The following is a 24,381-nucleotide window of genomic DNA, read 5'->3' on the forward strand; positions in this document are numbered from 1 at the left end:
TTCAGCTACCGCGAATAAGCCGGACCCGTCAATCTACTACAGAATGCGACACACCCATTAATCGTGCGCCTGCGCGGGCAGCAAGGTGGACAAATCGTTGCTGGGGTGGAATCGCGGCAAGTACGCAAAAGCCTCCCGTTCGCGCGCGACGTATAAGCGCGCAAACGGGAGGCTTCCCAACCGCAGCATCATATGCAGAAATAAGGAGTGTAAGGCATATGCGGCTGCGGTCACACCCCGCCGGGAACCGCTGCAGGCCGCGTCCGGCATCGAAAGCCATGCAGTCGATGCGTGCGGCCGACCGTTCCCGGCGCGGTGGCCATGTCAGTCAGACATCAGTCAGATGTCAATAGACATCCGATCAGACATCATCACTTCTGCCAGCCGATGTCCTGCGGCAGGTTGCCAGCGAAGCCGGACGGGCCGTAGTTGGCCAGACCCTTCTTCGCGCCGAGGTACGAAGCCGGGTTGGAGACCGGGATAGTGCCATACAGCTTGAAGGCTTCCTTCTCGGCGGCGTTCACGGCCTTGGTCTGCTCGTCATAGTCGGAGAGGTTGCCAGCCTTCTTGACGAGTTCGTCGATCTTCTTGTTGCCTACATAGGAGAAGTTGGACGAGCCGTCGGAGGTGTACAGCTGCGGGGCGGACACCACGAAGGTCATGGCGCTCGTAGCCTGCCAAGCCATCGGCAGCACCTGGTAGTTGCCGGAAGACACGGTGTCGGAGAACTTGGACTCGGCCACGTTCACGACCTTGACCTTGATGCCGGCCTTCTTCATCATCGCCTGGTAGGCGTTGGCGAGGGCCTACTGGGTGGCGTCGTCACCGAAGAAAGTGAAGGAGATCTCAAGGGTCTTGCCGCCCTTGGCGTAGTAGCCGTCCTTGCCCATCTTGTAGCCGTCGGCCTCAAGGGTTTTCTTGGCGTTGTCCACGTTGTACTTGGCCTCGGCGGGCAGGTTGTTCTCGTAGCCCTTCTGGAACGGCAGCAGCAGCTCGGAGCCCGGCTGCTCGGCCTTCCAGTTCAGGCCCTGGAACTGCACATTGTTGTAGGTGTTCACGTCGAAGGCCTGAGTGATGGCCTTACGCACCTGCAGGTCGTCAAGCGGCTTGGACTTGCCGTTGTACTCCAGCACGCGGGTCTTGGTGCTGTAGCCGATGCGCAGCTGGGCGTCCTTGACGGATATGGAGTTCGTCAACGTGCCGCTGGACGTGTTCAAGAAGGCCGCGCTTGACCAGCTCACCGCCGGTCACCCAATCTGGTTCGCCTGCGACTGCACGCAGTTCGCGCTGCGCAAGGATGGCTTCTTCGACCAGTCCGTGGTGCGCGTCGACCAGCTGTTCGGCACCGAATTCACCGGAGACAAGGCTCACGGACTCGAATACGGCGACAGCCCGAGCAACCACGCCATGACCTTCACCGGCGTGAACCTCAGCGAGGACGGCAAGCCGAACCGCTGGAAGGTGGAGAACAGCTGGGGCAAGGACGCCGGCAAAGACGGCTATTACGTGATGTCCGACGCCTGGTTCGACCGTTTCGTCACCGAACTCATCATCCGCAAGGAATATCTCGACGACGCCACCCGCGCCCTGCTCACCACCGAACCGGTCGAGCTCGACCCCTGGCTGCCGCTGACCCGCCGCTGCCGCTGACGTTTTCTCTTAGCTCCCGCTGGCGGGAGCATATATTCGAATGCCCCTTCTCTCTGTTCAGAGAGAAGGGGCATTCACGTTTATTTACTGAGCTTTGGCGCCTCGTGCTTGGTGTAGCGGACCACGGCATCGGGAAATCCGGCGTGGATGTAGTCGGACAGCATCCGCAATAGTCGCTCGTCAAAGGTATTCTGTTCATCGTTGCTGGCGTCGACCAGGATGAAATCCCATGAGTATTCGATGTCGCCGTCGTTGATGATGAGACCGCGGCCGGTGATCTTTGCGGCCAGCAACGCGGCAATCTGTATGGTGCCTCGCTTGACCAAGGCCGATTCCGCTTGAGTCAGGTTGCCCGGAAATGTGACGGAATACATGGTCTTCCCTTCGTTCAATGAACGCAACAGTTCCTCACCATAGGTAGAAGAAAACTCCGCCACAATTCGGGTCTCATCATGCAACCAGCAGTCAAAAAGAAGAAACCCGGCGGAGGGGGCCGCCGGGTGAGAGAGAAGAGAGAAGAAGGGTTCAGTTATGGGGTTCGGAAGAACCTCGCCACCGGTATGAACTTCATTCCGTTGACATGTTCTATATAACCATCTCATTCTTGGGGATTCGATGTGCTTGTCTGGGAAAAGTCTTGGCAAACTGTGACGGGTTTGTAACGCTGCCTGACAACCGGCACAACTATGTCGGGTCTTACGCTCTGGGCATTCTCGTGCCCAAAGCCGAATGACACTATAAGCACAGGGGGGTACCCCGCTTCAAGAGCATGGACGCACAATGTGCCGGCCCCAATCGCACATAATGAAACGGGCCGCACCCCATCGCCACGCAATGCGGCGAAAGGAATGCGGCCCGTCAGCTATGGACTAACGACGTCGAATCACTCGGCGGCGAGCTTGGCCTTCTCGGCGGCCAGACGTTCGGCCTCGACGGCGCGGCGAGCAGCCAACGCTTCATCGAAGCGAGCCAGCTCCTCTTTCACGGCCTCGGTCGGAATCTTGGCGAAGATCGGCGTGGGCTTAGGCACCACGGCGCCGACCTCGATCGCCTCGCTCTTCCACGGGTGCACGTTCACACCGAGCTCGTAGTTGCCGGTGATGATCGGGTACGTGAAGCCGGGCTTGTCGAGATCCTCGACTTCCTTGAGCTCGGGCAGCGGCGAGAACGTGCCGGCGCCGCCGAGCGCCTCCCACACTTTCTGCGCGGAATGCGGCAGGAACGGCGCGAGCAGATGGTTCGCGTCGGCCACGGCCTGAGCGGCCACGTGCAGCACGGTGCCGAGACGAGCCTGGTCGTCCTTAATCTTCCACGGTTCGGTGGCAGAAATGTACTTGTTGATGTCGCCGACCACGCGCATCGCCTCGGATAGGGCGTGCTTCTGGTGGTGGGTTTCGATGGAGGAGCCGACCACGTCGAACGCGGCGGAAGTCTCTTCCAGAAGGCCACGGTCTTCGTTGGTCATCGAATCCTCGTCCAGCGGCGGAATCTCGCCGAAGTTCTTGTTGATGAGGTTGGCCACGCGGTTGACCAGGTTGCCCCAGGAGGAGGCGAGCTCCTCGTTGTTGTGGCGCACGAACTCGGCCCAGGTGAAGTCGGAATCAGAGGATTCGGGGCCGGCCACGGAAATGTAGTAGCGCACGGCGTCCACGGGGTAGCGGGCGAGGATGTCCTTGACGTAGATCACGATGCCGCGGGAGGAGCTGAACTTCTTGCCTTCCATGGTCATGAACTCGCTGGCCACCACCTGCTCAGGCAGGTTGAGCGGACCCATCGGGCCGGTTTCGCCGCCCTTGGAGCCCTTGCCGTTGTATGCGAGCATTTCGGACGGCCAGATCTGGGAGTGGAAGGTGATGTTGTCCTTGCCCATGAAGTAGTAGGCCGGGCACTTCGGGTCGTTCCACCATTCGCGCCACTTCTCCGGGTCGCCCTGGCGGCGGGCCCATTCGATGGAGGCCGACAGGTAGCCAATCACGGCGTCGAACCACACGTACAGCTTCTTGTTCGGGTTGTCGATCCAACCCTTGACCGGCACCGGAATACCCCAGTCGATGTCGCGGGTGATGGCGCGCGGCTTGACTTCCTTGAACAGGCCAAGCGAGAAATTGATGACGTTGGTACGCCAGCCCTTGCGGGTCTCCAGCCAAGCCTTGTTGGCTTCGGCGAGCGCCGGCAGGTCGAGGAAGTAGTGTTCGGTCTGCTCAAAGCGCGGGGTTTCGCCGTTGATCTTGGAAACCGGGTTGATGAGCTCGTCCGGGTCGAGCTCGTTGCCGCAGGCGTCGCACTGGTCGCCTCGCGCGCCTTCGGCATGGCAGATCGGGCACTCGCCCTCGATGTAGCGGTCGGGCAGGGTACGGCCGGTGGAGGGGCTGATGGCCACCTGCTGGGTGCCCTTGTAGATGTAGCCGTTCTCCAAGCACTGCTTGAACATCTCCTGCACCACGTGCTCGTGATTGCCGGTAGTGGTGCGGGTGAACAGGTCGTAGCTCAGGCCGAGGTCGCACAGGTCCTTGGCGATCACACGGTTGTAGCGGTTGGCCAGCTCCTGGGCCGTGAGACCTTCCTTCTCCGCCTCAACGAGAATCGGGGTACCGTGCTCATCGGTGCCGGAGACCATGAGCACATCATTGCCTTTCATGCGCTCGTAACGCGCGTAAACGTCGGAGGGCACACCAAATCCTGCGACATGACCAATATGACGGGGGCCGTTAGCATACGGCCAAGCAACATTCACCAAAACATGACTCATAATGTTTGATTATCCGGCGCGGCGGGGACACGCCGGGCACACGCATAAGCAACGCGCGGAAAGCCCATCGAAATGCCGATGCACAGCACAAAGAGCATGCCTAAACATGTGGATTACCGACCATTGCGCAGCCCCTCAACAAACCGCCCACAGCATTGTCCACAATCTCGGCGCGGCAGTCGGAATTATCCACTTATCCACCGTTTTCGCCTATCCGGTAGCGCCCGAGCGCAAACTATGCGTATGGTCGGGCACATGAATGCACCAAATCGCTCGATGACGAGCACCATAGCCAACGCCGGCACCGCTCGGCACACCACCGTCAGCCTATCAGTGCCGCCCGTGCTGTTCACCAAAGATCTGCCCGGACCGCTCAGCTTAAGCCGGCTGGAAACATTCGGCACCATACGAAAGTTCGACGAATCCGCTGGCTACTGGAACGAACACGCCAACACACTATATGGCCGCGCGATGATTGTCTCCACGGTCGCCCCGTTCGGAACCGTGGCGTGCGCGCTGACTGCCGCCTGGGTATGGCTCGGCGGCCCGGATTTTCCGAGAACCATTGACGTGATTTCCACTTCGCATTTTCGTTCGACTTCCGCAGGCCGCCGCATCCGCGTATTCAGGCGGGTCACGTCGCCAGAGCACATTATTCGACTGGGCAATCTTCCTGTCACCACACCGCAGCGTACAGCCTGTGATCTGGTGATGGGCATGGACGATGCGCCGGACCCGTCCGCCATCAATACGTTGGTATGCCGCTTGATGACCGCATACAGTTTCCGTGCCAGCGAATGCCTGCAGATCATCAAAGAGCACCGGCATCATAAGCATGCCGGTCGCGCACGGATATTTTTCGAATCATTACAACGGGAGTCCGAACCGGCCTTAGGGCAATGCGCATAACCAGCCGCCACGCTTCCCGGCGACTTGACCGTCTGCATCAAGCGCAGCGGCTACCGCGCGCTTCTGATATTCAATCGCATAGTCCACACGCGAGCGCTGCTGTCAATCATGATGCCCCACCATCGCCGCCAATCGCATTGACCCCATCCGTAGCCTGTTCGCCGGATACGCCAATCGAAGTGCTGTGGCATATCGCCCAGCATGCGCCCGAACTCAGGCGCTGGCTTATTGCCAATCCTCGGGCGGATGCGGCATTGTTGGAATTCATCTCGCAGGCGGGCGGACCAGGAGTGAAGCGGGCGCTGGCGGTTCTACTGGAATCGATGGAGGAGGAATAATGCTGCCGCAAGTCTCATCCCCCGGCAAATTACCGCGGAATCTCAATCATTACAGATGCCATCAATTATCCACGTCAATCGCAAGCGCCAACCAACGGCATCATGTAAATACGCGGATCCTACCCCTTAATCTCCAACACCGCCGCATACACTTGCTTGCGATTGGCCAGCGAACCATCGGCCAACGGATGCTCCTGCACCACCTGCGCGATGGCGTCCTTGATACGCAGGCCATCCTCCAACGCACGGTCGATAGCCAGCACGGCCATATCTTCCACGCTCAACGTGCTGGGCGCGGCGGCCTCGGCCTCTTCACTGGAAGCGCCGCCGATGACCAATACCATCTCGCCGCGCGGCGGATCGTCAATCACACTCTGGCGAATCTCTCCGATTGGACCTCGCCGGATTTGCTCATAATCCTTGGTGAGCTCCCGACACAGCGCCATCGGACGGTTCGGGCCGAATGCGTCAAGCAGATCATCCATCGAATCGGCGATGCGGTGAGGCGTCTCGTAAAACACAATGGTGCGGCGTTCGCCCAACAGTGTGCGTAGATATTGCACTCGTTCGGCATGCTTGCGCGGCAGGAATCCCTCGTAGCAGAAGCGATCGGTGGGCAGGCCGGAAAGGGCAAGCGCGTCAAGCACGGCAGAGGGGCCAGGCGCGCAGGTGACGGGCAGGCCGCGTTCAATGGCGCGGCGCACAATGGCCAGGCCTGGATCGTTGATGGTGGGCATGCCGGCGTCGGAAACGACGAGCACGGTCGCACCGGTTTCGACCTGATCAAGCAAACCGTCGGCCTTGTCTCGCTCGTTGTGGTCATGGTAGGCGACGACTCGGCCGTTCACATAGACGCCGAGGCGGCGAGCCAGGTCGAACAGGCGGCGGGTGTCTTCTGCGGCTACGATGTCGGCACGTTCCAAAAAAGCCACCAGACGAGCAGAAGCGTCGCCGACGTTGCCGATTGGGGTCGCAGCGAGTACCACAGTGCCAGCAGGAATAGTCACAGCCGACTCGCGAGTTTGGGAAGCGGCAGGTCCGCCGGCATCAATCCCATCATTCCCATCGTTGCGTTCAAACACTTGTGCGACGCTCTGTTCAGCGTCACGCTGTTCATTCAACTCATCTGCGCTTGTCATACTCCCAGTATTGCCCAAGCCAAAGAGCAATCTGCTGTGGGATCAGGAGCATTCTGCACTTCGAGGGGCTGATTTCACATGTTCCGGAGATCTACTTCCGTTTCGAGGGGGCTCCCCAAACGTCAAAACGTGAGTAGGAACGGCCTGCTATCAATGATATTTCGCCGTTTTGGAGACATGTCTGCTTAACGACCAGCCCCTTGAAACGGAGGTAGACCTCCAGCAAACACCAAATCAGCCCCTCGAAGTGCAGAATGACCCTTCACCAACGAGTTTTCTCTGCGCTTTGCATTTTTGAGGTCTACTTTCAAAATGAAAAGACCCTCTGCGGTGGAATGAATGCAGAGGGTCTCGTGGAGCTGACGGTAGTCGAAACCGCGACCTCTTCGATGCGAACGAAGCGCTCTACCAACTGAGCTACAGCCCCTTGGATGTTACTTTGCTCCGCAAAGCAACTCGCACAAATATAATACGGGGTGCAGTCAAACGCAATTCGGGCAAGGTGTCGGCAGACAGACTATTTTCCCAAAAATCTGGAAGAACGCACACTGAGCACACAGCAGTGCACATTTTCCAGACAAGAGCCGAAATAGTCTGAAAAACGTATGCCAGCTGGCTGGTCGAATCAATCAAGCCAATCTAGCCGCAACTGCACTATGCCTATGCCCCCAGCACGTGCAACACCTTCTTCTCGTTATAGAACGCGAACACAATGCCGCCCAATCCACACAGCACAGCCGCGCACACGGCGGCGATACGGTAGCCCGCGCCGGATGCCATGCCGATGGTGGACACTCCGGTGAACAGCAACATGGCCACGGACTGCCCCATTTTCATGGCAAAAGTACGAGCCGCGTAGAACATGCCCTGACGATCTTGGCCCGTGGTCTTGGAACTGGCATCGGCGATATTCGCCACGATGGCCTGCGGCAGGATGCCGAATGCAGCCATCGGAATCGCACCCACCACTGAAAGCGTCAGACCCTGGGCCATGGCCGGCATGAGGGCGAGTACACCGGAGCCGAGTGCACCGGCAAAGGCGAACGCGCAGGTGAAAATCACAAAAGCGATAAGCAACAAGCGCTTTTTGCCCACACGGTTAGCCAGGATATTGACCGGCAGATAGAACAGCACCGAGACGCCGGTCATGAGTACAAAGTAGATGGTCGTGGTGGTTTCCGGCAGTTTCAGCAGACTGGTCACGAAGAACGGCAGGCCGGTCTGGAACGTGGTGATGGCCACCCAGTAGACCACGTCGGAGCATACGAACTTGCGGAATTCACCGTCGGAAAAGGTCTGCTTCAGGGATTCAATGGTCGATTCGGAGGTGGGCTGCGAGTTGACGTAGTCCTTCTCGCGAATGGCCAGCGGCGGCACAAGCATGCAGGCGAACGCCACGGCAGCCATGATGGTAAAGGTCACGCGGATGGCGGTGATGCGCCCCATCATCGGCACGAATGCGCCCCAAATCACCGGCGCCACATAGGCGATGGCGGTGCCGGCCACCCAGGTGAAGGAGATGGCGGTGGAGATGGTCAACTGCTGCTTGGAATCGTGACCGAGCTCGGCGATGAGCGCGTTGTACGGCGTGCAGTAGAACGTGAGGGCAATGTAGTAGCCGATAACAGTGACGAACAGGAATGCCGCGTTGACCCAACTGGTGCCGTTGATCGGACTCCAGAACACGAGTACGGTGACCACGGCGAGCGGCAGGGCCGCGAATTTCAGGAAGGGCATGCGGCGGCCGGCTTTGGAATCGCAGCGGTCGGACAGGGAGGCCACGGCCGGGTCCACGAAAGCATCAAAGAATCGGGCGAATGCGGTGATGCCTCCCACCACGGTTACTAGCCCAAGCACCACGAGACCCTGCGGCACGAACACGGTCTGGCCTTGGGAGATGGTCTCCTGATCGGGCTGGTAGAAGTAGACGAGCCAGTTGGAGATGATGCCGGAAAGCAGCGCCCAGCCGAACTGGCCGACCGCGAAGGCCCACACTTTGGCAATGGGCAAATCCTTGATAGTCGATTGCAACGAGCCACCGGACACATTCGTTGCACTTACCGCTGTTGCATTGTCCATTCTCATACCCTCCGAATCAACATTGACACAGTGTCAAGATTCAGTATACACCGCACAGCGCAGCGCCTTGCAGCCGCGCAGCCACACGCCCTACGATAGTAGGCATGACAGGCCTAACCGAGCAATTGCCGCACACCGCCGCATTCCCCAATGCCTTGGGAACCGGCCTGCTGTTGCATACCGCGAGCGCGCTGGGCGGTGACCTGCACCAGCACATCGAAGACCTCATTTCCGATTACGAAAACGTACTGTCTCGATTTAAAGGTGACTCGATTGTGGGTCAGATGCGCGTGGCCACGCACGGCGGCACATTCGATTTTCCTGACTGGACGCTGAATCTATTTGACCTGTATGACCACTTGTTTTCTGCTACCAATGGGGCGATTGACCCATGCGTGGGTGAAGATCTGATTCGGCTGGGATATGACAAATCATATTCATCTGTGAACGAACCCAATGCCGATGAACACACAGGTGCGATTCATGGGCGGGCCACATGGGATCACGCCATCGAGCACCATGGCACAACGTTGGTTACGCATGGCCCGGTCGCACTCGACTTCGGCGCATGTGGCAAGGGCTATCTGGTGGATCTGATTGCGGAAAGGCTGGGGGTGGCCCAGAGCGACCTCCGATATGTCATCGACGCCGGCGGCGATTTGCTGGTGCACACGAGCGAACCAATCACCATCGCCCTTGAAGATCCCTCCGACCCGGCTAACGCCGTCGGTGTGGCAGAGATCAGCCAAGGCGCGTTCTGCGCAAGCTCCCCCAGCCGCCGACACTGGACCGATGCCGCCGGCCATCAACTCCACCATCTGCTCAACGCCATCGACGGTGTGCCGGTTAACAGCGTAGCCGCCACATGGGTTGCCGCTACGCCGCCATCTTTGGCTACCGCCCAAGCTGACGGCCTTGCCACCGCCCTCTTCACCTCCCCGGCCGCCCAGCTGCGCGCACACTTTCCATTCGAATGCGCCATCCTCACCGCCGACCGCTCCGCTGCCCAGTCTCCCGATTTTCCGGGCAGCTTTTTCATGCGATAGTTCAGCCGTCAGCCCGCCAACGCGAACTGGCTGTTGTATAAATCAGCGTAGAAGCCACCAGCAGCCAGCAACTCCTCATGCGTGCCGCGTTCGATCACATCGCCATGATTCATGACGAGAATCATGTCGGCGTCGCGAATCGTGGAGAGGCGGTGCGCAATCACGAAGGAGGTACGGTCCACGGTCAACGCGTCCATGGCCTTCTGAATCAACTCTTCAGTACGGGTATCGACCGAAGATGTGGCCTCATCGAGGATCAGAATCGGTGCGTCCTGTACCATTGCGCGGGCAATGGTGAGCAGCTGCTTCTGGCCGGCGGACAGCGACGAATTCTCGTCGAGCACGGTGTCGTAGCCGTTCGGCAGCGACATGATGTAGTGGTGCAATCCCACAGCTTTGCATGCGCTGATGATCTGCTCATCCGTAACGCCCGGCTTGGAGTAGGCGATGTTCTCGCGCACAGTGTCATTAAAGATCCAGGTATCCTGCAGCACCATGGAGAACTGGTCGTGCACATTCCAGCGCGGCACGGACTTGGTGTCCACGCCGTCGATGGCGATCGAGCCACCGGCAATCTCGTAGAAGCGCATAAGTAGGTTGACCATAGTGGTCTTACCGGCACCGGTCGGGCCCACAATAGCAACCTTCTGACCGGAGGAGACAGAAGCGGAGAAGTCGTTGATAATCGGCTTGCCGGCCTCATATTCAAAGCGCACGTGACTGAATTCCACATCGCCGTGCACCTCATGGCCTTGAGCGCCAAGCAGCACCTGCTTGCCGGATTCGTCAGCCATTTCCGACTCTTCGAGGAATCCGAATACGCGTTCGGATGCGGCGGCGCAACGCTGCAGGTTCTGGAACGCCTGCGCAAACTGCGAGAGCGGCTGCGTAAACAGGCGGATATACATCATGAACGCCACGATCACGCCGAATTCGATCTGGCCGTCCATGGCGAGCGCGGCACCCACCACGCACACCACCACATAGCCGAAATTACCGACGAAGTTCATCAGCGGCATCATCAGACCAGACAAGAACTGCGACTTCCAGCCGGAATCGTACAGATCCGCGTTGTAGCGCTCGAACCGACGAATAGAATCCGCCTCGCCGTTGTATGCCTTGACGATGGTGTGACCGGCGTACATCTCCTCCACATGGCCGTTCACATCACCCAACGCGACCTGCTGGCGGGTGAAGTACTTTTGCGAGGCCTTCATAATGACCATCATGATGATCAGGCCGATGATGCTTGAACCGATTGCGCACAGCGCCATGATCCAGTTGTTGTAGAACATCATGACCAATGCGCCCACGAACAGCGTCGCGGATGTGATCAGCGATCCGAGCGACTGGCCCAGCGTCTGGCCGATAGCGTCCACATCGTTGGTGATGCGGGAAAGCACGTCGCCGTAGCTGACTTTGTCGAAGTAACTGAGCGGCAGCTTGTTGATCTTCTTGCTGATCGACTCACGCAACTCCTGTGCAGTGCGCTGCGTAACGGTGGCCATCATCCAGCTTTGAATGTAGCTGAGCAACGCGTAGCCCACATACAGCACCACAAGCAGCCAGCCGATACGAGCAACCGCGCCCATGTCGATCGAGTTGAGCACCGGCTTGCCGTGCACTACCGCAGGCAGACCTTTGGTGATCTCATTGGTCATGTCCTTGAGCTTGTCCGGGCCGATAATCTGGCAGATGGTGCCAGCCGCGCCCAGCACAAGCGCGATGATGATGGCAGGAACGTATTTGCGGCAAAAGCGGACGAGTTTGCCCATGACTTTGCCGAAATCCTGTGGTTTTTCGACCGCACCTCCGCGGCCCATAGGTCCTCTTGGCATTGTTTCTTAAGTCCTTTGTCTCTTGGCTCCCCTCTGGAGGGGAGCTGTCACGAAGTGACTGAGAGGAGGCTTCAGAGACCACCCTCAGTCTCGCTATGCTCGACAGCTCCCGCCAGCGGGAGCCATATAAGTTACGCAGTCAGTTCCGATTCACTCAGCTGGGATTCGGCAATCTGTCGGTACACTTCGCAGTTCTCGAGCAGCTCCCTATGCGTGCCTTGGCCCACGACCTTGCCCTCGTCAAGCACCACGATGCGATCGGCGTTCATGATCGTGCCGATGCGCTGGGCCACGATGAGCTTGGTGGAATCCTTGGCTTCCTTGGCGAGCGCGTCTCGCACCGCACGGTCGGTTTTGAAGTCGAGCGCGGAGAACGAGTCATCGAAAATCAGGATTTCCGGATGACGGTAGACGGCGCGGGCGATGGACAGACGCTGTTTCTGGCCACCGGACACGTTCGAGCCGCCTTGTGCGATCGGCGAATCGAATCCGCCGTCCATGCGGTTGACGAATTCGCTGGCCTGGGCCACGTCGGCAGCGGCCTTGACACGGCTCATCTGTTCGTCTGTCAACTTGCCGTCGTTGGCGGCATCGGTGGCCAGCTGAAGCGCCTCGCGCTTGCGGCCGGCGGAAGTGGAAGTATCCGCCAGTTCGACCGCGTCGTTCTCTCCGGGCTTGTCGCCGTAGCTGATGTTGCCGGCCACGGTGCCCTTGAACAATACGGAGCGCTGCGGTACATAGCCGATCTTGTCGCGTAGGGCGACCATGTCATAGTCGCGCACGTCCACACCGTCGACGAGCACTTGCCCGGCGGATACGTCGTAGAAGCGCGGCACGAGATTAATCAGCGACGACTTGCCCGAGCCGGTAGAGCCGATGAACGCCACGGTCTGGCCCTTCTCGGCTTTGAAATTGATATCCTGCAGCATAGCCTCGCGCGAATCCGGGTAGGTGAAGCTCACGTTCTTGAATTCCACGGTGCCGGTCTGCCCGGTCTTTGCGATGTCGGCCGCGCGCTTGGTGCCGTTTTTCACAATCGGCTCGGTGTTCAACACTTCCATCACGCGCTGTGCGGACACGTCGGCGCGCGGCCAAAGCACGAATACCATGCTCATCAGCAGGAAGCTCATAATCACCTGCACGGAGTAGCTGGAGAACACCACCATGTTGGAGAACACGGTGAGCTTGTCGGTAAGCTCGGCGGCCTCGATCAGGTAGGCGCCAATCCAGTAGACGGCGAGCATAAGGCCGTTCATCACCGTGTTCATCAGCGGCATCATGATGGCCATGGTGCGGTTGGTGAACAGCTGCGTATCGGTCAGATCCTTGTTGGCCTTGGTGAATTTGGACTCCTGGTAGTCCTCGGCGTTGTAGGCGCGCACCACCCGCAGACCAGTGAGATTCTCGCGGGCCACGAGGTTGATGTTATCGGTGAGCCTCTGCATGGCCTTGAACTTCGGCATGACCAGTGCCATGAGGATTACGACAGCGACCAGCAGAATCACGACCGCTATGGCCGTGGCGACCGTCCATTCGAAGCCCTCGCCGGCAATCTTGCAGACAGCCCACACGGCCATGATCGGCGACTTGACAATGAGCTGCAGACCCATGGTGATGAACATCTGGATTTGCGTGATGTCGTTGGTGGAGCGGGTGATGAGGCTGGCCGTGGAGAACTTGCTCATTTCGGCCGGGCCGAAGGATTCGACCTTACGAAATTCGAGCGAGCGTAGGCGCTGGCCGAAGCTGGAGGCCACGCGCGCCGCGATATAGCCGGTGATGATGGCGCAGCAGACCGAGCCGAGCGAGACCAGCAGCATCTTGCCGCCGGCGACCCAGATGTCCGCCATTGCGCTGCCCGGCGTCTCGACCAGGGTGGTGATGTCTGACATATAATCGGGCAGTTCGAGGTCGAACCAGATTTGCCCGACGATGGACACTAAGGCGATAAGCATCTGACCGATCTCCGCTTTGGAGAGGTATTTCATGATGCGAAACATTGGTTTCCCCTTGTGTTGGTTGGTTATTGGGTTATTAACTATTTGATTTGTGGATTGATTGAGTTATCGATACTTATTGATTCACGATGTCTTAATAGTTTTCATTATTTGATTACTTACACCGTAAGATATTACGCGCAATTCTGCATGTTCGCTGCGAGCATCATCAATCATGCTTGCCGATCAGCCCTCAGCATGTTTGGCCGCCATGTGCTCCGCCACGCGCTTATCCCGCTCGGCAAACGCCCCCCGCACTTGCTCAGGAGTAGGACGCGGCTGGCCGGGATGGCAAATCGACATGTACGTGGTGAATTCCGAAAGCAAATCAACGAATTCGCGCGTGCGACGCTCCCCCATCTGCGAGAAGATCCAGCAGATTGCGGAACGCATCTCATCAATCATTCGACGAGACTCCTCACGCCCGGAATCAGTAAGGCTCACGCGGATGATGCGCCGATCATTAGAATCAATGTCGCGCGTAATCCAGCCCTTCTTTTCCAATGATGACAGCACGGTGGAGATACGGCCTGAGCTGGCTTGAAGCGCAGTCGCCAACTGCGACGGCGTCTGGGTGCCCTTGAAGGACAACTCCCGAAGCACGAACTGCTCTCCATGGGCGCCGCGCGTGAATTCCCTCTGCATTTTCGAACGATTGCCCCATACGCTGGCATACAGCTCGCCGACCGCTTCCTGCTCGAATCCCATATCGAAGCACCATCCATTTCACGCACCATGCGGCAGTGCACCGCAAACATCCCAAAGAATATCTCACACCGTAAACAATTCACCATTGAGAGTAATCTAGACAGATCCGTCGTCCCAGCTGTTCACGAGACCACAAAAACGATAGAGCACCTGTAAAAAACGAATCAATACACAGCACCTATACATTGCAACGATTCCGGGCTACATATGGAGTCAAGAAAGAGCTGGCACGGAAGCCAGACCACCGAGGGGGGCGGGAATCATGATTCGAGGAATGAATCTATGCAGCATTGCTGGATGCACGCATGAGGCTGGGGAAGCGGGCATGTGCAGCATGCATTTCACATCGGCACTAGTGCACGGGGCATTGCGCTACCCTGGCAGCGGTCGTCCGTCGCATAGCTGACCCATGCGCGACGCCCTTCTCTAAGGCTGAGCCGTTGTTAGACGACTAAAGGGGAAATAGCGCCACAACTGAACCATCCATTGCGGCGCCACCCCCTTCGGCCGAATACCTGTATATCGATATCGTCTACTCCAGATCACGCGTGAAATAGACCACGTCGGGACGCCTACATATTCTTCTCCGACGAGACGAGCGGCACCGAGACCGCCGGCATCGGCCGCATTTACGAATTGACGGCCGCGGATATCCTCACGCTGGACCATATTGACTTCAACTATGCGTTCAACTACCCGTGCGCGTTCAGCCTGTTCTGCACCTGCCCAATCCCATCCAAGCGCAACCATTTGCCGTTTGCGGTCACGGCCGGAGAGAAGACACCAAAGGAATATCAGTACTGATTTCAGCATTTGCTTGGCGCCTTCTGAAGAGGGGAGCTGTCTTCGTTAGACGACTGAGGGGAGTCCCGGTGCCACCGCGACTCCCCTCAGTCTCGCTACGCAATCCAGCTCCCCTCAGGGAGGGGGAGCCAAAAACCTACTCCTTATGCTCTAGCGCGGCCTTCAAATCACGACTGCGGTAACGCTCGCGCAACAGCGAGAAGCCACCGAAGCCAATCAACCACACCAAGCCGGCAATCGCGGAATTGCGCGTATCGTCCGCCAAGAACAGCGTCAGATAAATAAACACGAAGAACGCAATCGCCACTGTGTTCAGCACCTTCCATACAGGCATCACGAAACCGTCCGGGATGAAGTCGTCCGAACGACGGTACTTCCGGTGTGCCACCAGCGTCAGAATGTAAATAAATAGGAACACCGCGGAACTGGCAGACGAGAACAGCACGAATGCACCGGAAACACCTGGAATGGCGTTAACAATCGGCGAGAGCAGAATCAGCACTGCAGACACCAGAATTGCGCGCGCCGGCACTTTGCGATCGGAAACCTGACCGATCTTATTGAGCATCGGGCTCGGCGACTCTTCGGCCAGCTGGTACAGGTGACGACCGGCGGAATACAACAGCGAATTGAGCGACGAGGACGCGGCGGTGATCACCACGAAGAACACCAGGGCGGACGCCCAGTTCAGCCCGGCGTACTGGAACACCATGATGAACGGGGAGGCGAAGGAGCCGTCCTCGTTCGGCTTGAACGAGGTCCACGGCACGATGCACATGATGGCCACGAGCGCGCCCACGTAGAAGATGAGCACACGCACGATGATCTCGTTGACGGCTTTGGGCAGCACCTCACGAGGATTCTTGGTCTCGGAGACGGTGACGCCCACGAACTCGAGCAGCTCATAGGCGAAGAACACCATCTGGAAGCTCATGAGGAAGGCCATCCAGCCGTTCGGGGCGAACGAGAAGCCGGCGAACAGGTTGTCGAGTCCGGCGTGGCCCGCCGGGCTCACATGATCCACGCCATGAATCCGCGCGGCCGGGTACTGGTAGCCGATCACGATCATGACCACGGCGGTGACGATCATCGCGCCGATCAGCGTGATCTTGATCATCGAGAACCAGAACTCCACCTCGCCGAACACCTTGACGGCGATCAGGTTGACGGACACCAGCGACACCAGGAAACACAGCTCGATCAGCCATTTCCAATGGGTCAGGTCGATGCCGAACGTGTCGAAGAAGGTGATGAAGTACGTGGAGACGGCCGTGATCTCGGTCATGCCCAGCAGCACGAGCGCGGCCCAATACGTCCAGCCGGCGAAATGCCCCCATCCGTTGCCCAGGTAGCGGGTGATGAAATTGATGAAGGTGTGCTGGCTGGGGTCGCGGTACATCATCTCGCCGATGGCGCGCATCAGGAAGAACATGATGACGCCGACCAGGATATACACGAAGACGATCGAGGGGCCGGTCAGCGAGATCGATTTGCCGGAGCCCAGGAACAGGCCGGTGCCGATAGTGCCGCCGATGGCGATGAACTGTACATGGCGGTTGCTGAGGCCTCGTTCCATCGCATTGGTCTGATCAAGGCTCTCGACGGACTTGAGCTTGCTCCCGGACTGCTGCGCGTTACCGTTCGCATTCGTATCGGCCATACTGATTTCATTTCTCTTCTCTGCCGCCCGGCCCTGTTCACGCCGACTACGGCACTCGTTCAATGCAAGTTCAAACTGTATCACCGATAGATGTCGCGAAAATCACCCAGCTCACGAACGCACGTGATGATACCGCGAACATTAGGCCAAAAAGTTCAATTCATCACCAAGAAATTGAACTTTCTCCATCTTGTCTTCTCTCCCCCCAGTCAGCTTCGCTGACAGCCCCTCATCAGAGGGGGCTCAAGCAAGGTCATTCCACGGACTTGAGCGAACTGACCGGCTCAATCCGGTCAAGCACTGGGTTGGTGAACAGCTGCACCAGCAGCGCGAATGCCAACGTGACCGCCACAGCAATCGCATAGCTGTACCAATGCACTTCCACTTCAAAGTACAGTGACGGCATATTCAGCGCAGCCGTCAGAAGCCCGCCAATCCAGCGACCGAGCGGCAATCCGACCACCACTCCCATGCCGGTCAGAATCATCATCTCGCGATTCACGTAGTTGTGCACTTCACGGTCATAGAAGCCCAGCACCTTAAGCGTGGCCATCTCGCGTACGCGCTCGGATACGTTCGTGTTGGCCAGCGTAAACAGCACCACCAACGCCAATCCGCCGGCAAGCCCCACAATCAGCGCCACTACGGCGGCCATCAAATCGAATTTGAACGTAGCCTCCAGATGCGCACAACTCACGGCCTTCACCACCGATGATTCCTCACCCAGCCGATCCGCATACTCGGCCTGTTCCCCATCGGGACCCTTCAGTTTGGCAAGCATCGCGTTCCAAGTCAGAGTGGAAGACTCACCATCCGAGGCAGATGAGTCAATGTCATGTGCCGCAAATTTCTGGTCGTACAGCCGCTCACTGATGTACACATCAGATCCGATGAGGCTGCGCACCACCGCGGCGACCTTTATCTTAGCGCGGCTGCTACCGCCGTTGCTCACGGTAACGGTATCGCCAGCGTGCACGCCCAACGAATTGGCAGCGGATTGCGCCACAATCACACCACTGTCATCCAGCGTCACAGTGCCGCCCCCTGATGCGCCGAAGAAGTTAGGCAGTCCAAACCATCCCTCATCGCCGGCCTCTTCCAAGGTGACCATATCGTTCAATTTGTTCAGCGAATTATTGGGTACCGCCATCAACTGGATGGTTTCGCTTTCTTGAGCAGCATTGCTCATCTCCGCACTATCCACGCGCAAGTTCAACGTTTCGGTGGTCCGTCCATCCTTTTTGACCTGCTTGCGCATCACGGCCGCATCATCGTCATTCGACACCACCATCAAGTCGTATTGATAGATCTGCCCATACTGTTTGACGCCGATGGTGTCCACGGTGTCGTTAATCGCAAATCCGCAGATAATCAGTGCAGTGCAGCCGGCCACACCACCCACGGTCATCAACAGGCGCGACTTGAACCGGAAGATATTGCGTGCGGTGACCTTGCCCAAGAAGCTCAGCCTGTTCCATACCGGCCTGATACGTTCCAGCAGAATACGGGCGCCGGCCTTTGGCGCTTTCGGTCGCATCAGCGCGGCAGGTGTGTGCCGAATTTCGCTACGACAGGCAAGTGCGGTGGCCACACCCACACCAACCACGAACAATAGGATGCCGGCGGTGCCGTACCCCCAGTCGTATTCAAGCCGCACGTCCGGCAATATATACAGCCCTTTAATCACAATCAGTAGGAATGCCGGGATACCAAGGAACCCGACCAGCAGGCCTATGCCACCACCGACTAGGCAAGCGAGCAACGCGAACAGCAAGTATCGCAGAGAAACGACCATGCCGCCATAGCCAAGACCCAGATACGTGCCGATAAGTCCGCGATCTTCTTCGACCATGCGGGTCATGGTGGTCAAGCTCATCAGCACGGCGACCAGCAAGAACACCACCGGGAATGCGCGGCCTATGGACTCGATGGAGCTGACGTCTGACTTGAGCGAACTGAATCCATCGATTGAGGAACGCGTCTGCACGTACCAGCGCGCGTTGGCCACGTCGTCGATACAGCGCTGCTGTTTGGCGAACTCGCTCTCCGCCTCGCTGCGTTTCTCATCCAGCTCTTGTTGGGCATCCTCCAGCTGCTGTTTGCCGTCCTCAAGCTGCTGTTCTCCGTCTTTCAGCTGCTTTTCACCCTCTTCAAGCTGCTGTTTGCCGCCGGCCAGTTGCGCGGCCTGCGCTTCAAGCTGCGCCGACCGCGTTTCCAGTTGTGCGGCATTCGATTCGAGCTCGGCTAACTTGGCGTTGAGCTCCGCTTCTCCGGCTGCAGCTTCCTGTTCTTTGGCCGTTAACTGCGCATTCTGCTGGTCCAAGGTGTTCTGCGCGGGGGCAATCGTGCCATCCAAGGTTTGCTGCAGTTCGGTTTTTTTCTTGATCGCGTCGCTGCGCTGCGATTGCAGTTCATTCTGTTTGGCATCTAACTGTTGTCTCAGCGAACTGATGGACGGCACGTCGGGCACAGTGATTCCCAGACTGGTGAGCAGCTGTTTCACAGTCTGCCATGTGGATGAATCGATATCGATATTCGGATCGAGCTGGGATAGCAGATCATCGGCTTGCTGGATAAGCTGCAGCATCTGGTCAAGTTGTGCCACACCTTGGTCGATTTGCGCAATGCCTTGTTCGACCTTGCTCCGGTTGGCGGTCAGCTCAGCCTGCGCGGCATCGAGTTGTTGCCTGGCGCTGGTGAGTTGGGCTTTGCCGGACTCGAGCTGTGCGCGTGCATCGGCTATCTGCTGCCGACCTTGTGCAATCTGCTGACGCGCGGAAGCTATTTGCGCGCGGCCTTCGGCTATTTGCCGCTCGCCGTCAGTGATGGAGGCTTTGTTCTGTTCGAGTTGCGTTCGGCTCTCTGCGAGCTTCGTCTCGTTGGCCTCCAGCTCAGCACGATTACTGTCGATCTGCTGCTGGCCTTCGTCAAGCTGCTTGAGCGCATCAGCCTTGGCTGCATCGAGCGTGTTCTGAGCGCTTGTGACGATTTGTTGGCGGCGGGCTTTCTGCCGCTGGGTTTGTATCTGACTCTCGATGCGGTCAGCCACGGTTTTGATTGCGGCATCGTAGTCATCGGAGAACGTGTCATATTGGGACGCGCCTGCGACCGCAATGGATATTGCCGTGTATACATTGCCGGTCACGCCATCACTGGGCGCAAAGAACACATAATCCTCGGACGAGGTGGACCGGAACGCGGTCATGCCGGAATAGCCGGCTGGATTGTTGAGGTCGCTTGGGTCAAGCACTACTGCGGTAATGGTGAGTTCGGTGGGGAACTGCGGGGACTGCTCTTTTTCGTTGTTGCTCGTGGTGGCGTCTTCCGCAGCACCCACGGTGCCCGTATCTCCATCAGAGCTTTTACTGGAGCCGCGGTTGCTCTTATCCTCTGCGCCCACCAGAACGGTTGAGGATGCGGACCGCGGCGTCACAGTGAGGTCATCGCCAATCTCAAGCCCGCTGTCGTTGAGGAATTGCTGCGTAACCGCCACTTCGCCGGCCTTGCTCGGCATATCCCCTTGCTGCAGATACGGCTGATCCAAACCTTCGGTACCGATTTCCTGCATGGTGACGGTCTTCTTCGTGCCTTTCACCGTAGCGGTCACCGTCTGCGAGCGCTCCGGCTGCACGGTTTCCACGCCTTCGACGCGACGCAGCGCCGCCGCATCGTCACTGGTCAAACCGTAGGTGGACAGCACCTGCACATCGTGCAGTCCTTGCTGACCGTAAAAGCGGCTTGCAGCCAGAAAGGCATCACGGCAACCGGCGTAGATGCCGGTCAGCACGGCCACACCGAGTAGGGTGATGACGGCGATAGACACGAATCGTTTCCAGCTGCGCAGCCAACAACGCAAGGCATCTTTGACAAACACGGCGGAGACGCTGGATCCGCGATCATCGGATTCAGATTGTTTCACGGGACGTTTCACAGATTGGCTTCTCTGTTTCACGAGATGTTTCACAGGTCGGCCACCCGGGAAGCCGGTATGAGAATGCCTTGCCGTTGCCATAAGAACCGCCTACCACTCGATGTCTGCGATGGGCTGCGGCGCAGTATTGATTTCCTCGCTGGTCACGGTTCCGGAACGGAAGTGAATCACCTTGTGAGCCATCGGCGCGAGCGCGGAATTATGGGTGATGATCATCACGGTCATTCCCTCGTCGCGGCAGATATCCTGCAATAGCTGCAACACTTCCTTGCCGGTCTCGTAATCAAGGGCGCCGGTCGGCTCATCGCACAACAGCAGCTTCGGCTTCTTGGCGATTGCGCGGGCGATGGAGACGCGCTGCTGCTCGCCGCCGGACAGCTGGCCCGGGAAGTTATTCATGCGCTCCCCCAGTCCGACTTTGCGCAGCGTTTCAGCCGGGTCGAAATGGTCGGGACAAATCTGCGAGGCGAGTTCCACGTTCTCCAGGGCGGTGAGATTTGGCACCAAGTTATAGAACTGGAATACAAAGCCGACGTCGTTGCGGCGATACGTAATCAAGTCTCGCTTCCGCAAGCCCGTGATATCACGCTCGCCAACCACCACACGGCCGGAAGTCGCGGTATCCATACCGCCCAAAATATTCAATGCCGTGGTTTTACCGGCACCGGATTGCCCAAGAATCACTGTCAGCTCGCCCTGATCGGCGGTGAAACTTGCCTCATCAAGCGCGCGAATCGACGTGCCGCCAGACGGGTATTCCTTGACCACCTTGTCAAATTCGATATACGCCATCGAGCACCTCCAGCGATTTCGCCGCGTATGGCCTGCAATCGCAGCCACCAAAATCCCGTCGTAGTATCCATTGTAAAACAATGCTTTTAGCCACTCACAGAATCCAATGGGAGTAAGAGCCCCACTCCCACTACGTAACTGCCCAAAGCTGCGCAATGCTCCCTCAGCGAAGCACCCACCCACTCAACCGAAAAAACATCCCGTTCACGGCCCCTCAGCGAAGCAAATGTTCGAACAAATCGCGGTTTTGCCCCACTGAGAGCCCGTCAGCGAAGCAAATCCCCCAACCAATCGAAGAACCACCCCGTCCACGGACCCTCAACGGGGCAAATCCCCCAACCAACCGAAGAATCGCCCCGCTGATGCCAACTCAGCATGGTCTCCGCACGGTCTTGTGGAACCAATCGGCATACAATACCATCGTTGAGCATAATCGCTGACGGACTACACCGCCGCCCGCGGCTTACGAGAGAAGAACAACATGAGCACTACTGACGCGCCTAAGAAGCCGCGCGAAACCGACGATGTGCCGGTACCCGCGACCCTGCGCAAATCATTGAAAAATCGCCATATCCAGCTAATCGCCCTCGGCGGCGCCATCGGCACCGGCCTGTTTTACGGTTCCAGCGAATCCATCGCCCTAGCCGGCCCATCGATTCTGCTGGCCTACCTCATCGGCGGCTTCGCAATCTTCATGATTGTGCGTGCACTGAGCGAAATGTCCGTCGAGGACCCTAAGGCGGGCGCATTCAGCTACTATGCCACCCGCTACTGGTCCAAGCGCGCCGGCTTCATCTCCGGCTGGAACTACTGGTTCAACTACATTCTCGTTTCAATGGTGGAACTGGCCGTAGTTGGCAGCTTTGTGAACTACTGGTTCCCGGCAATCCCGACGTGGGTCTCCGCAGCCGTGTTCCTGGTGCTCATCACCGCTGCAAACCTGCTGGGCGTCTCCAAATTTGGCGAGTTCGAGTTCTGGTTTGCCATTATCAAGATCGTGGCCGTAATCGCCATGATTATCGGTGGCCTCGCAGTCATCATCTTTGCCCTGCCTACCGCCTCCGGCATCAAGGCAAGCTTCGCCAACTGGTTCACCGTGGGCGGTGGTTTCTTCCCGAACGGACTCATGGGCCACACTGATAATGGGTGGACCGGCCTGCTGATGGCACTGGTCGTGGTGATGTTCAGCTTCGGCGGCACCGAACTCATCGGCATCACCGCCGGCGAAACCGAAGATCCGAGGACCACGATTCCGCGTGCCACCAACGACATCATCTGGCGAATCCTCGTGTTCTACATCGGCGCTTTGGGCGTGATCATGGCTGTGGTGCCGTGGAACACCATCGACGGCAAATCCAGCCCGTTCGTGCAGATCTTCGACTCCGTGGGCATTCACGCGGCCGCCGGAATCCTCAACTTCGTGTGCCTGACCGCCGTGATGAGCGTCTACAACTCCGGCCTGTACGCCAACTCACGCATGCTGTACTCGCTGGCCAAGCAGGGTAACGCCCCCGCATACCTCGGCAAGCTCAACTCCAAGGGCGTACCGGTGGCCGGCGTGCTGACTTCCGCCGTGATTACCGCCATCGCCGTGGTTGTGGTGTTCGTGTGGCCTGAGTTCGCGTTCAATTATCTGATGTCGATTGCCACCATCGCCGGCATTATCAATTGGACGATGATTATGTTCACCGAGATGAAGTTCCGCAAGGTGGTGGAAGCCGGTGGCGCTCCGGAAGACTCCAACCTGGCCGGCAAGTCCGGGCAGGAGGCGCTCGACGCGATTCACTTCAAGCTGCCGTTTGCCAAGGTGACCCCATGGGTGGTGCTGGTATTCCTGGCACTGGTTGTGGTGTTGATGTGCTTCTCCGCCAGCTACCGCATCGCTGTTATCGCCGGCGTAATCTGGCTGGCCATCCTCTTCGTGGCATACCAAATCACTCAGGCAAAGAAATAATCGCCCTATGGCAATAAGAAAAGGCCGCTGTTCCTCCGCAGCGGCCTTTTCTTATTGTTGAAGATACGGCTTGAAGACGCGCTCGGTAACGGGGATGTGGAGCATCAGCATGGTGCCGTAGCCGAGGATCACCAACAGGAACAAGCCTCCAGGCATATAGAACCAACTACCCACCAGCAACGCCACGAACACAGCGTCCACGACGACAAGCGCCGCGGTCATCGCGATATGGGAAATACCGAAAATAAAGGCGTTCTTCAGGGTACCGGCCACGGTGTTCTCAAACCGGGCCTGCAACGCGAATACCCACTCAAAGCCGATGAGCCAGATGATGGTAAGCGCGAACTTGATGATGAGCAGCGGGGTGAATTGCAGCACAATCCACGACCAGGCCAAAGCGATCAGCACCACCAGGAACGGCAGCCACAGCAATGTGGCCTTGACGAAATTAGCCTTGAATGAGCGGAAGTAGTTGGCTGTGACGCCTTTGCCCTCTCCCTCGATGGAGCGACGGCAAGCATCATGGCCGGCAGTCAGAGCCGCACCGATGGTGATAATCGGAATGGATGTGACCAGCATCAGAATATTGACCCATACGCCATCGATGAGATTGCTCCACGCGCGCATGAATTTCGAATCCGGTGCCAGCCAGTTCATCAGTTCACTCCTTGTGCCGCTCGGCTCCCCTCCCTGAGGGGAGCTGTCGGCGGAAGCCAACTGAGGGGAGTAACCTGCGCTTCATCAAGGCTCCCCTCAGTCATCTACGATGGCAGCTCCCCTCAAAGAG

At 58.1% G+C, this 24,381-nt stretch carries 16 protein-coding genes, 1 tRNA gene and 2 pseudogenes; 6 read left to right on the top strand and 13 right to left on the bottom strand.

The annotated features are described in order from the left end of the window. Positions 1–371 precede the first annotated feature (371 nt). Positions 372–1,181, bottom strand: a pseudogene (locus BBBR_RS09345) (ABC transporter substrate-binding protein); the annotation flags it as partial. Between BBBR_RS09345 and BBBR_RS09350 the strand changes: the two are divergent. After that, positions 1,168–1,650: pseudogene (locus tag BBBR_RS09350) on the top strand (C1 family peptidase); the annotation flags it as partial. The pseudogenes BBBR_RS09345 and BBBR_RS09350 sit on opposite strands and share 14 nt — an antisense overlap. A gap of 80 nt (positions 1,651–1,730) precedes the next feature. On the opposite strand, the gene BBBR_RS09355 reads toward BBBR_RS09350, so the two are convergent. Both BBBR_RS09355 and metG read right to left on the bottom strand, forming a co-directional pair. After that, a complete protein-coding gene (locus BBBR_RS09355; protein WP_032738331.1) occupies positions 1,731–2,024 on the bottom strand; it encodes a hypothetical protein in 294 nt (97 codons plus the stop codon). Between the two features lie 509 nt (positions 2,025–2,533). Continuing rightward, positions 2,534–4,399, bottom strand: coding sequence for a methionine--tRNA ligase (gene metG / locus BBBR_RS09360; protein WP_025263331.1), 1,866 nt, complete (start codon positions 4,397–4,399; stop codon positions 2,534–2,536). Between the two features lie 276 nt (positions 4,400–4,675). Here metG and BBBR_RS09365 point away from each other — a divergent pair, with 276 nt between their 5' ends. Beyond that, on the top strand, positions 4,676–5,308 hold the full coding sequence (locus tag BBBR_RS09365) for a hypothetical protein (protein ID WP_025263332.1): 633 nt from the start codon (positions 4,676–4,678) through the stop codon (positions 5,306–5,308). A 137-nt stretch (positions 5,309–5,445) separates the two neighbouring features. Further along, entirely contained in the window at positions 5,446–5,646 is a 201-nt protein-coding gene (locus BBBR_RS11185) for a variant leucine-rich repeat-containing protein (RefSeq protein ID WP_225851453.1), read from the top strand. Positions 5,647–5,765: 119 nt separating this feature from the next. Here BBBR_RS11185 and rsmI read toward each other — a convergent pair whose 3' ends face one another. The 3 genes from rsmI to BBBR_RS09385 all read right to left on the bottom strand — a co-directional run bounded on the left by rsmI (position 5,766) and on the right by BBBR_RS09385 (position 8,864). Further along, on the bottom strand, positions 5,766–6,785 hold the full coding sequence (rsmI, locus tag BBBR_RS09375) for a 16S rRNA (cytidine(1402)-2'-O)-methyltransferase (RefSeq protein ID WP_003829622.1): 1,020 nt from the start codon (positions 6,783–6,785) through the stop codon (positions 5,766–5,768). Between the two features lie 354 nt (positions 6,786–7,139). Then, a tRNA-Ala gene (locus BBBR_RS09380) sits at positions 7,140–7,212 on the bottom strand. Positions 7,213–7,445: 233 nt separating this feature from the next. Further along, positions 7,446–8,864 (bottom strand): MFS transporter, encoded by a 1,419-nt coding sequence (locus BBBR_RS09385; RefSeq protein WP_015439311.1) that lies wholly within the window; start codon positions 8,862–8,864, stop codon positions 7,446–7,448. Between the two features lie 104 nt (positions 8,865–8,968). On the opposite strand from BBBR_RS09385, the gene BBBR_RS09390 reads away from it, so the two are divergent. Then, positions 8,969–9,910 carry an FAD:protein FMN transferase gene (locus BBBR_RS09390; protein ID WP_003829619.1) on the top strand — a complete coding sequence of 314 codons (942 nt, stop codon included), beginning with the start codon at positions 8,969–8,971 and terminating at the stop codon, positions 9,908–9,910. Between the two features lie 8 nt (positions 9,911–9,918). Here the strand turns inward: BBBR_RS09390 and BBBR_RS09395 are convergent, their stop codons facing one another. From BBBR_RS09395 to BBBR_RS09405, 3 genes are all read right to left on the bottom strand, one after another. Beyond that, positions 9,919–11,748, bottom strand: coding sequence for an ABC transporter ATP-binding protein (locus BBBR_RS09395; RefSeq protein ID WP_032738281.1), 1,830 nt, complete (start codon positions 11,746–11,748; stop codon positions 9,919–9,921). Between the two features lie 131 nt (positions 11,749–11,879). Continuing rightward, positions 11,880–13,748, bottom strand: a complete 1,869-nt coding sequence (locus tag BBBR_RS09400; protein WP_003829615.1) for an ABC transporter ATP-binding protein — start codon at positions 13,746–13,748, stop codon at positions 11,880–11,882. 183 nt (positions 13,749–13,931) lie between these two features. Further along, complete coding sequence (locus tag BBBR_RS09405; RefSeq protein ID WP_003829614.1) at positions 13,932–14,453, bottom strand: MarR family winged helix-turn-helix transcriptional regulator; 522 nt, start codon at positions 14,451–14,453, stop codon at positions 13,932–13,934. A 627-nt stretch (positions 14,454–15,080) separates the two neighbouring features. Here BBBR_RS09405 and BBBR_RS10535 point away from each other — a divergent pair. After that, entirely contained in the window at positions 15,081–15,257 is a 177-nt protein-coding gene (locus BBBR_RS10535) for a DUF1684 domain-containing protein (RefSeq protein ID WP_231858621.1), read from the top strand. A 136-nt stretch (positions 15,258–15,393) separates the two neighbouring features. On the opposite strand, the gene BBBR_RS09410 is transcribed toward BBBR_RS10535, so the two are convergent. From BBBR_RS09410 to BBBR_RS09420, 3 genes are all read right to left on the bottom strand, one after another. After that, a complete protein-coding gene (locus tag BBBR_RS09410; RefSeq protein ID WP_014484406.1) occupies positions 15,394–16,917 on the bottom strand; it encodes an amino acid permease in 1,524 nt (507 codons plus the stop codon). Positions 16,918–17,170: 253 nt separating this feature from the next. After that, positions 17,171–20,929 (bottom strand): ABC transporter permease, encoded by a 3,759-nt coding sequence (locus tag BBBR_RS09415; RefSeq protein ID WP_032738280.1) that lies wholly within the window; start codon positions 20,927–20,929, stop codon positions 17,171–17,173. 9 nt (positions 20,930–20,938) lie between these two features. Then, positions 20,939–21,640: an ABC transporter ATP-binding protein gene (locus tag BBBR_RS09420; RefSeq protein WP_003829607.1), complete on the bottom strand. Its 702-nt coding sequence runs from the start codon at positions 21,638–21,640 to the stop codon at positions 20,939–20,941. 481 nt (positions 21,641–22,121) lie between these two features. On the opposite strand from BBBR_RS09420, the gene BBBR_RS09425 reads away from it, so the two are divergent. Then, positions 22,122–23,594 (top strand): amino acid permease, encoded by a 1,473-nt coding sequence (locus BBBR_RS09425; protein WP_003829606.1) that lies wholly within the window; start codon positions 22,122–22,124, stop codon positions 23,592–23,594. A gap of 51 nt (positions 23,595–23,645) precedes the next feature. On the opposite strand, the gene BBBR_RS09430 is transcribed toward BBBR_RS09425, so the two are convergent. Further along, complete coding sequence (locus BBBR_RS09430; protein ID WP_003829604.1) at positions 23,646–24,251, bottom strand: YesL family protein; 606 nt, start codon at positions 24,249–24,251, stop codon at positions 23,646–23,648. Positions 24,252–24,381: the final 130 nt, after the last annotated feature.

The sequence above is a fragment of the Bifidobacterium breve DSM 20213 = JCM 1192 genome (assembly GCF_001025175.1).
GTDB lineage: Bacteria > Actinomycetota > Actinomycetes > Actinomycetales > Bifidobacteriaceae > Bifidobacterium > Bifidobacterium breve.